Genomic DNA, 14,570 nt, shown 5'->3' with positions numbered 1-14,570 from the left:
TTAAATAAGCCAACAACAGTATAACGCTGTTGCAAGAATCGTGCCGGACAACCGGGCCATGGCAGAGAAGGGGTGTATAAAACGGTGGACAGATTGGTTGACATGTATAAAAAGCTGACGCATTGCAGCGGCTCCTTTCCAGCAAAAACCCACAATAATGTTGGCATGAAGCTTGCAAGATGCAATAACAGAATAGATAAAATTTTCGATAAGGGGGGATCGGATGTCGACAAATGTTCTGGAAGTCAAAAGCCTCAAGACATATTTCAACAAAAACAAAAAAACGGTCCGGGCAGTCGACGGCGTAGATTTTTCGATCAGAAAAGGAGAAACGGTTGCGCTTGTCGGCGAGTCGGGCTGCGGGAAAAGCATGACTTCGCTGTCCATCATGGGATTGGTTCCGGCACCTGCGGGCAAAATCGTGGACGGCGAAATTTTGTTGAACGGAACCGATCTGGTCGGCTTGCCGGAAAAGAAGATGTACGAAGTGCGCGGCAGGGAAGTGGCGATGATTTTCCAGGAGCCGATGACTTCGCTGAACCCGGTTCTGACGATCGGAGATCAGCTGTCGGGCGTGGTCATGCATCATTTGAAGCTAAATAAAAAAGAAGCATTGAAAAAGTCGACTGAAATGCTGGAAATTGTCGGATTCGCGGATCCTGAAAAGACGCTGAAGGATTATCCGCACCGGTTGTCCGGCGGCATGCGTCAGCGGGTCATGATCGCCATGGCGATGTCCTGCAATCCGAAACTGCTGATTGCGGATGAGCCGACCACGGCGCTCGATGTGACGATACAGGCGCAAGTGCTCGAGCTGATGAAGGACCTCAGCCAGAAGTTCTCCACATCGATTCTGCTGATCACCCACGATCTCGGCGTGGTTTCGGAGCTGGCGGAGCGGGTGATTGTCATGTATTCCGGTCAGATTGTGGAAATCGCCGACAGCAACCGGCTGTTCAACGACCCGCTTCATCCGTATACAGAAGGCCTGATCGGATCGGTCCCCTCAATTGACGGGGATATCCGCCGACTTGAGGCCATTCCTGGAAATGTTCCCGCACCGGGCACAGAAATGCCGGGATGCCGTTTTGCTCCACGATGCAGCCGGGCGACGTCAAAATGCACGGAAGGCGTTCCTGAAATGCGGGTGCTGCCGGATGGGCGGTCGGTCCGCTGCGTGCTTTATGAAGAGGGGGCGGCGCAATGAGCGAAATCGGGTTGATTCATTCACTGGGCACAGAAGAAACCGCCGGGCGTCCGCGTGATACATTGCTTGAAGTCAAAAATCTGCAAATGCATTTTCCCGTCAAAACGGGTGTGCTTCAACGGGTTACGGGCCAAGTAAAGGCAGTTGACGGCGTCAGTTTCACCGTGAAAAAAGGCAAAACGATCGGGATTGTGGGCGAGTCCGGATGCGGCAAGTCAACAATGGGCCGGTCAATTATCCGGCTTTATGAACCGACAGGCGGGGAAATCCTCTACAACGGGAAAGACATTGCTGGTCTGCCGGAAAAGCAGCTCCACCCGCTTATCCGCCGGGAGATCCAGATGGTGTTTCAGGATCCGAATGCTTCCCTCAATCCGAGAAAGTCACTTGGAAGTGCCCTCGCTGAACCGATGAAAGCGCACAACCTGTACGGAAGCAGACAGAAGCGCGTGGAACGGATCGAGGAACTGCTGGACTTGGTCGGCTTGCATCGTTCGGTCATCAACAACTATCCGCACGAGTTTTCCGGCGGCCAGCGACAGCGGATCGGCATTGCCCGGGCACTTGTGCTGAATCCCGAGCTAGTGATTGCGGATGAGGCGGTGTCGGCGCTGGACGTGTCCGTGCAGGCGCAGATCATCAACCTTCTGGAAGACCTTCAAGAGAAGCTCGGGCTCACTTACATTTTCATTTCACATGATCTGAGTGTCGTCCGGCATATTTCAGACCGGGTCGGCGTGATGTACCTGGGCAAGCTGGTCGAGCTGTCGGACAAAGAGGCGCTCTATGAAGAACCGCTTCATCCGTATACCCAGGCCCTGCTGTCTGCCATCCCCGTCATCAAAAAAGACGGAGCGGAAGTGCGGGAACGGATTGTCCTGAAAGGAGACCTTCCCAGCCCGTCTTCACCGCCGCCGGGCTGCATATTCCACACGAGATGTCCTTACAAAATGCCGATGTGCGAAACGGTGGTGCCTGACTTCCGGGAGGCGGCACCGGGCCGGCAAGTCGCGTGTCACCTGTACGGGGAACCGCCGTTTTGACCAATAAGTGAGAGGGAGGTGATACCTACGGTTCAAGGGAAGAAGGACATTCCTTAAAAACGTTCCAAACATTAAAAGGGGGAAATGAACATGGCAAAGAAAAAGTTTGCATGGCTGTCCATATTGTTTGCTGTTTTGCTGGTTGTCTCTGCATGCACGCCGGCGGATGAGCTGCCCGACGCGGAAGCTGCGACAAAACCGGACGGCGGAAAAGGCGGCGGACTTGTGCTGGCGACGACTGCCGCACCGACTCTGTTTAACCCGTATTACTCAACGGACACATCCAGTTCGACGATTGAAGGATTCATTTTCAGCGGTCTCGTCACAGTGGATCATGACTTTAATCCGGAGGGCGATCTGGCTGAAAGCTGGGAGTTCTCTGATGACGGCCTCCGCTGGACATTCCATCTCCGCGATAACGTCAAGTGGCATGACGGCGAGCCGTTCACGGCCGATGACGTGGTCTTCTCGTACAATATTCCGCTGAGCGAGGATTACGTCGGCCCGCGCGGACTCCCATTTGAAATCATCGAAGAGATCAACAAAGTCGACGATTACACAGTGGAATTCGTGCTGTCTGAGCCGTATGCACCGTTCATCACGATCACCGCGCAGTTTGAAGTGTTGCCTAAACACATCCTCGGCGATGTTCCGATTGCCGATCTCGGGAAACACAAGTTCAATACGAAAGAGCCGGTCGGCACGGGTCCGTTCAAGTTCAAGGAATGGCGTGAAGGGGAGTATATTCTTCTGGATCGCAACGACGATTACTTCCTTGGCGCTCCGAAGCTGGATTCGATCACGTACAAGATTGTGCCGGATACAAATACGGCGATGGCGCAGCTGCAGGTTGGAGAGATCAACCTTGCCGGCATTTCCCCGGAGTATACGGAGATGGCCGAGGATCTTGCCCAAAAGGGGAAAATCGAGCTTTCTTCCGGACCGTCAAACGCGTTTGAGTACATCGGCTACAACTTGAGGAACGAACTGTTCCAGGATAAAAAGGTCCGCCAGGCGCTGACCCATGCCATCGATAAAGAAGCAATCATCCAGGCAATCCTCGGCGGGGCGGGAACTGTCGCCAACGGCCCGGGAAGTCCGGCCAACTGGGCATTCAACCCCGATATGCCGGCGTTTGACTACGACCCTGAAAAAGCGAAACAGATGCTAAAAGAGGCAGGCTGGGAGCCGGGTCCGGACGGGATTCTCCAGAAAGACGGCAAAAAGTTCGAGTTCGTCCTGAAGACGACTTCGGCGAATGAAATCCGCCAGCAGATCGCTGAAGTGGCCCAGCAGCAATGGAGCGAGATCGGCATCAAGACATCGATCGAGCTTCTCGAGTGGAGCGCGTACGTCGAGCAGACAAGCCCGCCGAACTGGAACTTCGATGCAATGGTCGCCGGCTGGTCGATCGGAAGCGACCCCGATCCGACCTGGTTCTGGCATACTTCGGAAATCGAGAACGGCCTGAACTACAACGGCTACTCCAACCCGAAAGTCGATGAGCTGCTGTCTCAAAACACGCAGATTTCCGATCTGGAAGAGCGCAAGCGCGTGATCGCCGAGGCGGACGCCATCGTTGCGGAAGATCAGCCGAATACATTCATTTATTATGTTGAGGGATATTTGGCGAAATCTCCGAATCTTCATGGACCGGAATACAGTTCCGCCAACACGTATTACAAGCTCCACGAATGGTACATCGACTGACCGGTCCTGATGACGGATGAACTCGAACATGGGATGGCCGGCCTTCTCTTCCGCTGACATGGCGGTGACGGGGAAGGCCGTTGCCAACCTGAAAGGAAAGGAGCGGAACGGCAAATGTCAGCTTATATCATCAGGAGATCGCTTATGGCGATTCCGCTGCTCTTTATCATTACCATCATTTCTTTCGCCATGATGAGAATGGCACCCGGCGACCCGACGGCGCTGATGATGGATCCGATGATCAAACAGGAAAATCTGGCGGCGTACAAGGAGTCCTATGGCCTGAACGACAATGTCGTCATCCAATACGGCCGGTGGCTCGGAAACATGGTTCAGGGCAACTTCGGGGAGTCGCTCATCCGGCAAGGGGTTCCGGTAAAGGACCTGATTCTTGCAAGGCTTCCGAATACGTTATTGTTGATGCTGGTTTCAACGATTATCGCGTTCCTGATTTCGATTCCGCTTGGGGTTTATTCCGCGACAAGGCGGAATTCAAAAACTGACTACGCCATCACCTTCATTTCGTTTCTCGGGATCGCTACTCCAAGTTTCTGGATCGGCCTGATGCTCATCATGGTGCTGTCGGTGCATCTCGGCTGGTTCCCGATCGGAGGAGTGGCCAACATCGGCGAGCCGTTCAGCATCTGGGACCGCCTCCACCATTTGATCCTGCCGGCATTCGTGCTGGCGACGGCAGACATGGCGGGGCTGACCCGGTATTCCCGCTCCAGCATGCTGGACGTTTTGCGCCAGGACTATATCCGGACGGCAAAGGCGAATGGTTTCCGCAAGCGGACGGTCATCTTCAGACACGGTCTCCGAAATGCCTTGATTCCGATCATCACAATCTTCGGGCTCATGCTGCCATCATTCATCGGCGGTTCGGTCATCATCGAGAGCGTGTTTGCCTGGCCGGGTATTGGCCTGCTGTTCATGGACGCCGCGTTCCAGCGGGATTATCCGGTCATCATGGCCGTGGTCGTCATTGCGTCAGCGCTCGTTGTGATCGGCAATCTGCTGGCGGATATCCTTTATGCCGTCTTTGACCCGAGGATTGAATATTGACCTATGAAAGGAGGGCTTGACGGTGACCTTGACAGAAGAACCGAGACTGACCGGCCGGCCGGCCCTTCCGGAAGAACCGGCAGTCTCAACCCATGAGCCGATCTGGAAACTGATGCTACGCAAATACATGAAAAACAAACTTGCGGTGGCCGGGGCAGTCCTGCTGTTCCTGATCATCGGTGCAGCGATCTTTGCCCCGTGGCTTGCACCGAAAGATCCGAGCCAGCAAGTATTGCTCGACAAGCTGGCACCGCCCGGAAAAGATTACCCGCTCGGCGCCGACAACCTGGGTCGCGATACGCTGAGCCGGCTGCTGTTCGGCGCCAGGATTTCGCTGCTCGTCGGCTTTGCTTCAGTGGCCGGGTCAATCTTCATCGGCACGGTGGTCGGCGCGGTCGCAGGCTACTACGGAGGCAAGCTGGATGCCGTGCTGATGAGGTTCGTGGACGCGGTCATCTCGTTCCCGTCGCTGTTCCTGCTCATCACACTCGTGACGATTTTTGAGCCGAGCATCATGACTCTCATCGGCATTTTCGCCATTTTCGGCTGGACCGGGACGGCCCGTCTCGTACGCGGAGAGTTCCTGTCTCTCCGGAAATCCGAGTTCGTCCTGGCTGCGAGAACACTCGGAATCCGGAACGGCCGAATCATTTTCTCTCATATCCTGCCAAACGCACTCGGACCGATCATCGTATCGGCGACGCTCGGCGTCGGCGGTGTCATTCTCGGAGAAGCCGCGCTCAGCTATCTGGGGCTTGGCATCCAGCCGCCGACACCGAGCTGGGGAAATATGCTGCAAAGTGCACAGAATCCGCAGATCATGCTCGGTGCGTGGTGGTACCCGTTGTTCCCGGGACTCATGATCCTCACCACCGTCCTCGCCTTCAACTTTGTCGGAGATGGGCTGCGGGATGCATTCGACCCGAAAATCGATGACTGATCACGAAAAAACCGCTTCCCGCTTTCAGCGCGGGGAGCGGTTTTTCGTTAATTCATGACACCCAGTTGTTCATAAAGGAATGAGTAGATATCGGCATGTTCTTCGATCAGTTTCGATGTCGGTTTGCCGAGCCCGTGACCGGCGTCTTTCTCGATGCGGAGCAGAACCGGCTTGTCTCCGCGTTGTGCGTCCTGTAGGGTGGCGGCGTACTTCATCGCATGTGCCGGGACGACCCGGTCGTCGGTGTCCGCAGTCGTAATGAGGGTGGCCGGGTGTTCGCGCTCACGCACGTTGTGAAGCGGGGAGTAGGCAAAAAGCGTTTTGAACGCTTCCTCGCCGTCATCCACCGAACCGAATTCGGAGGTCCAGAACCGGCCGACGGTGAACAGCTGATAGCGCAGCATGTCCGTCACCGGAACCTGGCAGATGACCGCACCGAACAAATCCGGGCGCTGGTTGAGGCAGGCGGAGACGAGCAGGCCTCCGTTGCTGCCGCCCATGATGGCGAGCTTTTCGGGCTGTGTCCAATTGTTGTCGACGAGCCATTCGCCTGCCGAGATGAAGTCGTCAAAAACCCGTTGCTTGTTGCCGAACGTCCCCGCCTGATGCCAAGCCTCTCCAAATTCTCCGCCGCCCCGCAGGTTGGCGACGGCGTAGATGCCGCCGTCCTCGATAAAGAGAGCGTTCGACGCCGAGTAGGATGGAGTCATGCTGATGTTGAACCCGCCGTATCCGTATAAAAGAACAGGGTTCGTCCCTTCCGCTGCCACTCCTTTTCTGCGTGTGAGGAACATAGGAACCTTCGTGCCGTCTTTTGAGGGATAAAAAACTTGGACCGTTTCATACCGGCCCGGATCCAGACCTCCCTCTGCAGTGAACACGCTGTCCATTTTTCGTTCATCCAGAGACCAGCGGACAACGGTCAGCGGTGTCAGGAAGGACGTATAGGAAATGAACAGCTTACGGCTTTTCTTATCGAAGGAAAGCCCCTGGACAGTGATCATTTCAGGAAGCGAAGGTCCTGCTTCTTGTTTGCCGTCCAGTTTGTGGATTTCCAGGTGGTGCCAGGCGTCCTTCAAGTAGGCAACGGCCAGACGGTCATCCGCCAGTTTCGGGTAATAAAGGACTTCTTCGCGTTCGGGCAGAATGTCCAGCCAGTTGGAGCGGTCCGGTGAGTTCAGGTCGACTGCGATGATTCTCCCGTTCGGCGCTTCGCTGTTCGTGTACAGGTAGAAAAGGTTGTCTTTGTTGCCGATGTAAGAGTAATAGGCGTCGCCTTCTGCAGCGAGCGGCTTGAATTCGCCGTTATCATCCGCCGGGCGGAAATAGAGCCGGCTTTTGTTCTCGGTCCCTTTCCAGGTGGCGAGGATCAGCCAGCGGCGGTCGTCGGTGAGCGTGGTGCCAAAGCTCAGTTCCTTGTCGCCTGGGCGCTCATGGATCAGTTCGTCGTCTTGCTGGTTCTTTCCGAGTTGGTGCAGATAGAGTTTGTTGTAATTGCCCTCGTCCTCCGGGGCCACAGTTCCGGGCTGCGGATAGCGGCTGTAATAAAACCCTTTATCATCGCCCGTCCAGGTAATATCGGTGAACTTGCACCAACGGATTTCATCAGGGAGGTCTTTTCCGGTTTCCAGATTGCGGATTTTCAACGTGCACCAGTCGGATCCGTTTTCGGAAAGCGCATAGGCGAGCAGCTTCCCGTCATGGCTGAACGAAGTGGCGGTGATCGCCGTCGTGCCGTCCGGGTTAAGGGAGTTCGGGTCGATGACGACTTCCGGCACCGGATCGCCCAGATGCTTCATCCGGCAGAAGACCGGCTGGTTCTGCAGCCCGCTATTCATGTGGAAGTAATAGTGGTCGCCCTCTTTTTCAGGCAAGCCGCAAACAGGATGATTGCGTTTTTCGGTGAGGCGGTCCTTGAAAACGGAGCGGGCGGGCAGGGCGTCGAAATACTTTCGCGTGACGCTGTTTTGCCGATCCGCCCATTGTTTCGTCTTAGGGCTTTCCGGATCCTCCAGCCAGCGGTACGGGTCCAGAACAGTCGTGCCATGGAAGTTGTCGGCAATGTCGGTTTTGGTGTTAGTTGGGTTCATCGTCATCCTCCTAAAATGTTTTCACTCATTCTTATATGCAAGTTGCATACCGTTTCGGCTAACTTTGAGTGAAAAGTCATACTTGCGGAAAAAATAGTGAACTGTACTGCAACAGATGTTATGCTATCATTAATTTTCTAACAATCAATCTGACTTTAGGGGTGTTGCAGATGAATGTGCCTATGATTCTGACGGATTTTCTCGATCGGGCAGTCTGCTTGTATGGGGACAAGCGCGCTGTGATCGACCATGACGGGGGACGTGAATTGACGTACGGTGAACTGAACGCACGGGTGAACCGCCTGTCCCATGGCTTGCGTTCGCTGGGGGTTGAAAAGGGGGACCGGGTGGCATATCTTGCACCGAATACGCTGGAGATGCTGGAGGGCTTCTATGGGATCTTCCAGCTCGGGGCAATCATGGTGCCGCTCAACATCCGGCTGAAGCCGGATGATTATGTATTCATCCTGAATCACAGCGGAGCGAAAGTGCTGTTCGTCGACCAGGATCTCCTTCATCTGATTGAGCCGGTGAGGGACCGGCTGGAGACGGTGGAGACGGTCATCGTTCATTACCGTGAAGATGATGCGGATGAAGTGAGCTACGATGAGTGGCTGGCACAGTTCCCGGCCGGGTCATTCGACCGTGAGGAGCTGGACGAGAACGATGTCTGCAGCCTGCTGTACACGAGCGGGACGACGGGGAATCCGAAGGGCGTCATGCTGACACACCGCAATAACTACCTCCATGCCCTTTCTGTTCAGCATCATTTGAGGGTGAATGATGCGGATACGTACTTGCATGTGCTGCCGATGTTCCATGTGAACGGCTGGGGCGGGCCGTTTTATTACACGGCGAACGGCGCGACGCATGTATGCCTGAGGCGTGCACTTCCGGAATCCATTTATGACGCGATCAATTCGCACGGCGTCACGTCCGTCCATATGGCTCCGACCGTCCTCAATGGGCTTCTGCAATACTATGATTCGGAAAAGCCGCAGACCGGGACGGCGGACCTCCGGATTGTCATCGCCGGCTCGGCACCGCCGCCGGCATTCATCCGAAGGGTCGAGGACGAGCTCGGCTGGGAGTTCATACAGGTATACGGGATGACTGAGTCCTCACCGCTCAGCCTCACTTCGGCGAGCCGTTCGGCGGAGGCGCATCTGTCCGATGAGCAGCGCATCCGCCTGAAGGCAAAAGCCGGTTATCCGATGATCGGAAATGATGTGCGGGTCGTGAACGATTTCGGCGAGGAAGTGCCGCATGACGGAAAGACGGTCGGTGAAGTGGTCGTCCGCAGCAATGGGGTCATGAAGGGGTACTGGAAAAACGAAGAGGCGACTGCCGGAGCCCTGCGGAACGGCTGGCTCCATACGGGCGATATGGGCACCATCGATGAATTCGGGCATGTGGACATCACCGATCGCAAGAAGGACATCATCATCTCCGGAGGAGAGAACATCTCGTCCATTGAAGTCGAAAGCACGCTTTATGACCATCCGGGAATCCTGGAAGCGGCCGTTATCGCGGTGCCTCACGAGAAATGGGGAGAGACGCCGCATGCCTACATTGTTCTTCGGGAAGGCCACGAACTCACCGGGCAGGAAGTCATCGACTTCTCCAGGTCCAAGCTGGCTCACTTCAAGGCCGTCACCGGCGTTACCATTGTCGACGAGCTTCCGAAGACCGCATCCGGCAAGATCCAGAAAGTCCATATCCGTGATGACTATTGGAAAAGGCATGGAGGTGCATCAACGGCCGGCCGTTCGGTGAATTGATGGTGAATGGGCCTGCCGGCAACCCGTGAACGTTGCTGGGGCTGGAAAGACAGAAGCAAGCCCGTGATTCCTGTACGGATTCACGGGCTCTTTTCTGACTTCTTTCAGCGGAACAGGCTGCGGAGCTTGCCGAACAGACCTCCGCTTTTAGTTGATTGGTGCACTCCGGACTTTTGGCGTGCCCGGATTTCCGGATACACATGTTCTTCGGCAAAGCTTTCCTCAATCTTGGAGAGCGGTCTGTCGGGCAGCGGGTCGTAGTTGTTGTATACTTTCAGCTTATCATCATCCGACAGGAAGAACGTCAGGCTTGAAAACATTTTCTCCCCGTCCGCCTGGAGTTCATCCGCAAGCTGCTCGATCAGCAGATCAATTTTCCTGTCCTGCTCAGACCATTCATCATGATCCAGATCGAGAATATACGCCATTTCCATGCTCGGGACGAACTCGGCGCATCCCTTCCGGAAATAATAAAAGAAGTGGTCTGCGGCTCCGTCTTCATACTGAGCGTAAAACATGATCAGGTCCCACTCCTCGGGGATGAGCCGGATCACCGCATCCACCATATCCGGCGTAACAGTGCCGATTCGCTCCATGCTCATTTGATTCTCCTCCTTTGTCGTTCTTCAAATAGCCGTCTGTGTATTACGGTCCACTTCGCAGAAAGTTCCGGGCGGGGCTCCCGGAGGGTCGATGTTTATGTTGCACAACCCACATGTCGGCGGTACGCTAAGATTACCAGAAAATGAAGCGGGTGATGGAATGGACCGCAAAGTGACGGTCGCCGGGAGTCTGAATATGGATCTGATCACGCGAACGCCGAGGCTGCCGAGAATCGGAGAGACGATCCTCGGAGAGACGATTGATTATTTGCCGGGCGGAAAAGGGGCAAACCAGGCTGTGGCGGCCGCCCGCCTCGGGTGCAGGGTTGAGATGATCGGTGCGGTCGGCAAGGATGCATTTGGGGATGCACTGCTTGCAGGGCTCCAAAGCGACGGGATTGGAACCAACTCGGTGCGCAGGACAAATACGCCTACCGGGATTGCAAATATTTTCAGCATAGGCGGAGACAATTGCATCACGGTCGTGCCGGGAGCGAATGGGACGGTCACGCCCGGCAGTCTGGATGAGCGGGCGATGGCCGCGATACGCGGGTCGGATGTTGTGCTCATGCAGCTGGAAATTCCGATCGGGACCGTCTCTCATGTGCTGTCCGAGGCAAAATCTTCGGGAGTTGTGACGATTCTCAATCCCGCGCCGGCGCAGGCGCTGTCCGGCAGCCTGCTTGCGTGCGTGGATTACCTGACGCCGAATGAGACGGAATTTGAACTGCTTGCGGGCCGCGGGTTTACGTCGGATGCCGAACTCGCCCTTCTCATGAGCGAATGGGAGGGACTCCACGGCCATACGCTCATCGTCACACTCGGGGACCGGGGCTGTGCGTACCTTGAGGACGGCGCGCTCCGGCTGATTGCACCGCCGAGCGTGGATGTCGTCGATACGACAGGGGCCGGGGATTGCTTTAACGGAGCGCTCGCGGCCGGAATTGCCGGCGGATGGCCGCTGGATCGATCCCTGCGGTACGCCGTGGCGGCCTCGTCGCTAGCAGTCACGAAGTTCGGTGCCCAGGCCGGCATGCCGCGCATGGAAGAGGTCCATTCCGGGCATGGAGCGGACTGACCGCGAAAGGGGAGGGGAACGGATGGAATCCGGACTTGTATTCTACGGGGCCATCAGTCTGGATGGCTATCTTGCACGGGAAGACGGTGCGCTCGATTGGCTGATCGGAACGGAAGGCGAGACCGATTCAGGCTATGAGGCGTTCTATGAGACCGTGGATATCGTTCTGATGGGAAGGAAAACATACGATGAGATTCTTGGCATGTTTCCGGCTGAGTTTCCGTACGCAGGAAAACGATGCTATGTGTTTTCAAGGAACAGGACGGGCGCGGATGAGTTTGTCACCTTCATCAACGAAGACATCGAAGGGTTCGTCCGCTCGCTGAAGAAGACGGAAGGCGGCCGGATCTGGATGGTGGGAGGCGGCCAGGTGCTGGCACCGTTGATGGATGCCGGTCTGGTGGACGAGTGGATCATCCAGATTGCGCCGGCAATTCTTGGCCACGGACTGCCGCTGTTCCCGAGGGGCATCCGGGAAAGCCGTTTCGAATTGGAGGAAGTCCGCCGGTTCGGCCAGTTCGCGGAACTCCGCTATACGAAAAAGTAAAGATGCCTCTGCGGAAGGGAAGGAAGACATCATGAAAAAACTGTTGCTGGACGTGGATACGGGGATCGATGATGCAATCGGGATCATCCTCGCCGCAAAGCGCGCGGACGTCGTCGGGATCACGACCGTGAACGGGAACACATCGCTTGATTATGCAACGGCGAATACACTCAAGGTGCTGAATTTGATCGGCCGGACGGATATCCCGGTTGTCCGGGGAGCGGATCGGCCGCTTCTCCGCGAACCACATTTTGAAGTGAGCGTCCACGGAAATGACGGAATCGGCGGCGCGCTCAAAGAGATGGACGCCGGTGAGCCGGCATCCGGTTTTGCACCGGACTTTATCATCGAAATGGCGCAGAAGCATGAGAGGGAGCTGACGCTCGTCCTGACGGCACCGCTGACGAACATGGCGCTCGCAATCCGCAAGGAGCCGAGGCTCAGGGACTGGGTGAAGGAGGTCGTCATCATGGGCGGCGCAGTGCGGGTGCCCGGGAATATCACACCGACTGCCGAGTACAACATGTACATCGACCCGGAAGCCGCAAAGATCGTGCTGCAATCCGGCTTGCCGATTACGCTTGTCGGGCTTGACGTGACGGAGCAGACATTGCTCACCGACGTAGAAATCGGACGGATGCAGGGCAGCCCGGAAGGCGAGTTCGTCAAAGACTCGACCGGACAGTACATGAAGCGGTATAAGGAGATCACCGGCATTCATGCATGTGCGATGCACGATCCGCTTGCCGTCGGCGTTGCGCTTGACCGGTCGTTTGTCCGGACGGGGCGGCTGCATGTTGACGTGGAAACGAACTCGGACCTGTGCGACGGACAGACCGTGGCCGATTTCAGCAATTGGACGGGGAAACAGCCGAACCTCGATGTCTGCCTGGAGGCGGACAGCGGGAGGTTCATCGAATATCTCGTCGAAACGATGAAGATGTGAGTACACCGATAAAGAAACATCCGGATACACGGCTCTCTGCAAAAGGCCGTGGATTCGGATGTTTTTAAATAGACGGACATAAGTCTAAGGAGTTGTAAACAACCCGTTTCGATGATAATGTTCTCAGTGGTTTTGTTAGAGTCCCCGTATTTTCTGTTTCGGCCCGGATATATGGGCAGTCAGCCGGCTTTTGGGGCAATTTATCGGAAATTCCTGAAACACGGTTGAGAAACGGGGCAACCTAACGTACAATGAAATTTATTTAAAAAATTCAGTCTATTTTATGACTTAAAAGGAGCGATTGCCGGTGGATGTGTATCGGGAAGCGTTGAAGCTGCACAGGGAACTGGAAGGGAAATTGGAAGTGACGCTGAAGGCGCCGATCGAGACGAAGCGGGATCTGAGCCTGTTGTACTCGCCTGGCGTCGCGGCACCATGCATGGAAATCAGCGAGGATCCGGATAAGGTTTACGACTATACGGTAAAGGGCCACACCGTTGCCGTCATCAGCAACGGCACGGCTGTGCTCGGGCTCGGTAACATCGGAGCGGCTGCGTCCATCCCTGTGATGGAAGGGAAGTCGGCGCTCATCCGCCGTTTCGGGGGGATCGATTCGTTTCCGGTTGTTCTGGATACAGAAGATCCGGATGAATTCGTCAGGTCCGTGACGCTTATGGCCCCGACGTTCGGGGCGATCAATCTTGAGGACATCGCGGCGCCTGCCTGCTTTGAAATCGAGGATCGTCTAAAGGCCGCACTTGATATTCCGGTGTTCCATGACGACCAGCACGGCACGGCGATTGTCGTGACTGCGGGACTCTTGAACGCTGCCAAGCTTACGGGCCGCTCTCTTGTGGACCTCCGGGTGGTCATGAACGGCGCGGGTGCTGCGGGTGTGGCGATCGCCAAGCTCCTTCGCTCATTCGGCGTCGCGGACATCATCATGTGCGATACGGTCGGCGCCATCTATGAGGGCCGGCCGGAGCGGATGAATCCGGTTAAAGAGGAAATCGCCCGGATGACGAACCCGGAGCGGCTCAGCGGCGGTCTTGGTGACGTGATCCACGGGGCGGACGTGTTCATCGGAGTGTCCGCAGCAGGTGCGCTCACCGAAGAGATGGTGCGTTCAATGGCGAAGGAACCGATCATTTTCGCGATGGCGAACCCGACACCGGAGATCATGCCGGAAGAGGCAAAGGCTGCGGGCGCAAGGGTCATCGGCACCGGCCGATCGGATTTCCCGAACCAGGTGAACAACATCCTTGCGTTCCCGGGGATTTTCAAAGGTGCGCTTTCCGTGCGGGCAAAAGACGTGAACGAAGAAATGAAGCGGGCCGCTGCAGAAGCGATTGCCGGGCTGATCGAGCCGGATCGACTGAGCGATGAATACGTCATTCCGGATCCGTTTGATCCGAGAGTGCCGGAAGTCGTGGCGGAAGCCGTTGCCGAGGCGGCGGTCAGAAGTGGCGTCGCCCGCCGAACCGTGACTTACGCCAAAGGCTGACGCAGGAGAAGTTCATTCCTCTATCGAATGGTTATCAGGGAACCGAACAGAGATGGA

At 56.0% G+C, this 14,570-nt stretch carries 12 protein-coding genes; 10 read left to right on the top strand and 2 right to left on the bottom strand.

All coding sequences use genetic code 11. The annotated features are described in order from the left end of the window. Positions 1-223: 223 nt before the first annotated feature. The 5 genes from B0B07_RS03840 to opp4C all read left to right on the top strand — a co-directional run bounded on the left by B0B07_RS03840 (position 224) and on the right by opp4C (position 5,965). Positions 224-1,207 carry an ABC transporter ATP-binding protein gene (locus B0B07_RS03840; RefSeq protein WP_076757025.1) on the top strand — a complete coding sequence of 328 codons (984 nt, stop codon included), beginning with the start codon at positions 224-226 and terminating at the stop codon, positions 1,205-1,207. Continuing rightward, positions 1,204-2,250 carry an ABC transporter ATP-binding protein gene (locus B0B07_RS03835; RefSeq protein ID WP_076757024.1) on the top strand — a complete coding sequence of 349 codons (1,047 nt, stop codon included), beginning with the start codon at positions 1,204-1,206 and terminating at the stop codon, positions 2,248-2,250. Before B0B07_RS03840 ends, B0B07_RS03835 begins: the two co-directional genes overlap by 4 nt. A 90-nt stretch (positions 2,251-2,340) precedes the next feature. Then, complete coding sequence (locus B0B07_RS03830) at positions 2,341-3,960, top strand: peptide-binding protein (RefSeq protein ID WP_084186530.1); 1,620 nt, start codon at positions 2,341-2,343, stop codon at positions 3,958-3,960. Between the two features lie 114 nt (positions 3,961-4,074). Next, entirely contained in the window at positions 4,075-5,025 is a 951-nt protein-coding gene (locus B0B07_RS03825) for an ABC transporter permease (RefSeq protein WP_076757022.1), read from the top strand. 22 nt (positions 5,026-5,047) lie between these two features. After that, a complete protein-coding gene (gene opp4C, locus B0B07_RS03820; protein WP_407643856.1) occupies positions 5,048-5,965 on the top strand; it encodes an oligopeptide ABC transporter permease in 918 nt (305 codons plus the stop codon). 47 nt (positions 5,966-6,012) lie between these two features. Here the strand turns inward: opp4C and B0B07_RS03815 are convergent, their stop codons facing one another. Next, positions 6,013-8,055 carry a prolyl oligopeptidase family serine peptidase gene (locus B0B07_RS03815; protein ID WP_076757021.1) on the bottom strand — a complete coding sequence of 681 codons (2,043 nt, stop codon included), beginning with the start codon at positions 8,053-8,055 and terminating at the stop codon, positions 6,013-6,015. 170 nt (positions 8,056-8,225) lie between these two features. On the opposite strand from B0B07_RS03815, the gene B0B07_RS03810 reads away from it, so the two are divergent. Continuing rightward, positions 8,226-9,836, top strand: a complete 1,611-nt coding sequence (locus B0B07_RS03810; RefSeq protein WP_076757020.1) for a long-chain-fatty-acid--CoA ligase — start codon at positions 8,226-8,228, stop codon at positions 9,834-9,836. A gap of 104 nt (positions 9,837-9,940) precedes the next feature. On the opposite strand, the gene B0B07_RS03805 is transcribed toward B0B07_RS03810, so the two are convergent. Continuing rightward, a complete protein-coding gene (locus B0B07_RS03805; protein WP_076757019.1) occupies positions 9,941-10,438 on the bottom strand; it encodes an immunity protein YezG family protein in 498 nt (165 codons plus the stop codon). Positions 10,439-10,598: 160 nt separating this feature from the next. Here B0B07_RS03805 and rbsK point away from each other — a divergent pair, with 160 nt between their 5' ends. The 4 genes from rbsK to B0B07_RS03785 all read left to right on the top strand — a co-directional run bounded on the left by rbsK (position 10,599) and on the right by B0B07_RS03785 (position 14,513). Next, a complete protein-coding gene (rbsK, locus tag B0B07_RS03800) occupies positions 10,599-11,516 on the top strand; it encodes a ribokinase (RefSeq protein WP_076757018.1) in 918 nt (305 codons plus the stop codon). Positions 11,517-11,538: 22 nt separating this feature from the next. Next, on the top strand, positions 11,539-12,063 hold the full coding sequence (locus B0B07_RS03795; RefSeq protein ID WP_076757497.1) for a dihydrofolate reductase family protein: 525 nt from the start codon (positions 11,539-11,541) through the stop codon (positions 12,061-12,063). A gap of 31 nt (positions 12,064-12,094) precedes the next feature. After that, entirely contained in the window at positions 12,095-13,009 is a 915-nt protein-coding gene (locus B0B07_RS03790) for a nucleoside hydrolase (protein ID WP_076757017.1), read from the top strand. A 307-nt stretch (positions 13,010-13,316) separates the two neighbouring features. Next, on the top strand, positions 13,317-14,513 hold the full coding sequence (locus B0B07_RS03785) for an NAD(P)-dependent malic enzyme (protein ID WP_076757496.1): 1,197 nt from the start codon (positions 13,317-13,319) through the stop codon (positions 14,511-14,513). Positions 14,514-14,570 lie beyond the last annotated feature (57 nt).

This window comes from Edaphobacillus lindanitolerans (assembly GCF_900156305.1).
GTDB lineage: Bacteria > Bacillota > Bacilli > Bacillales_A > Planococcaceae > Bhargavaea > Bhargavaea lindanitolerans.
The sequence above is the reverse complement of the archived record's forward strand: the minus strand, read 5'-3'. Positions and strand labels throughout refer to the sequence as shown.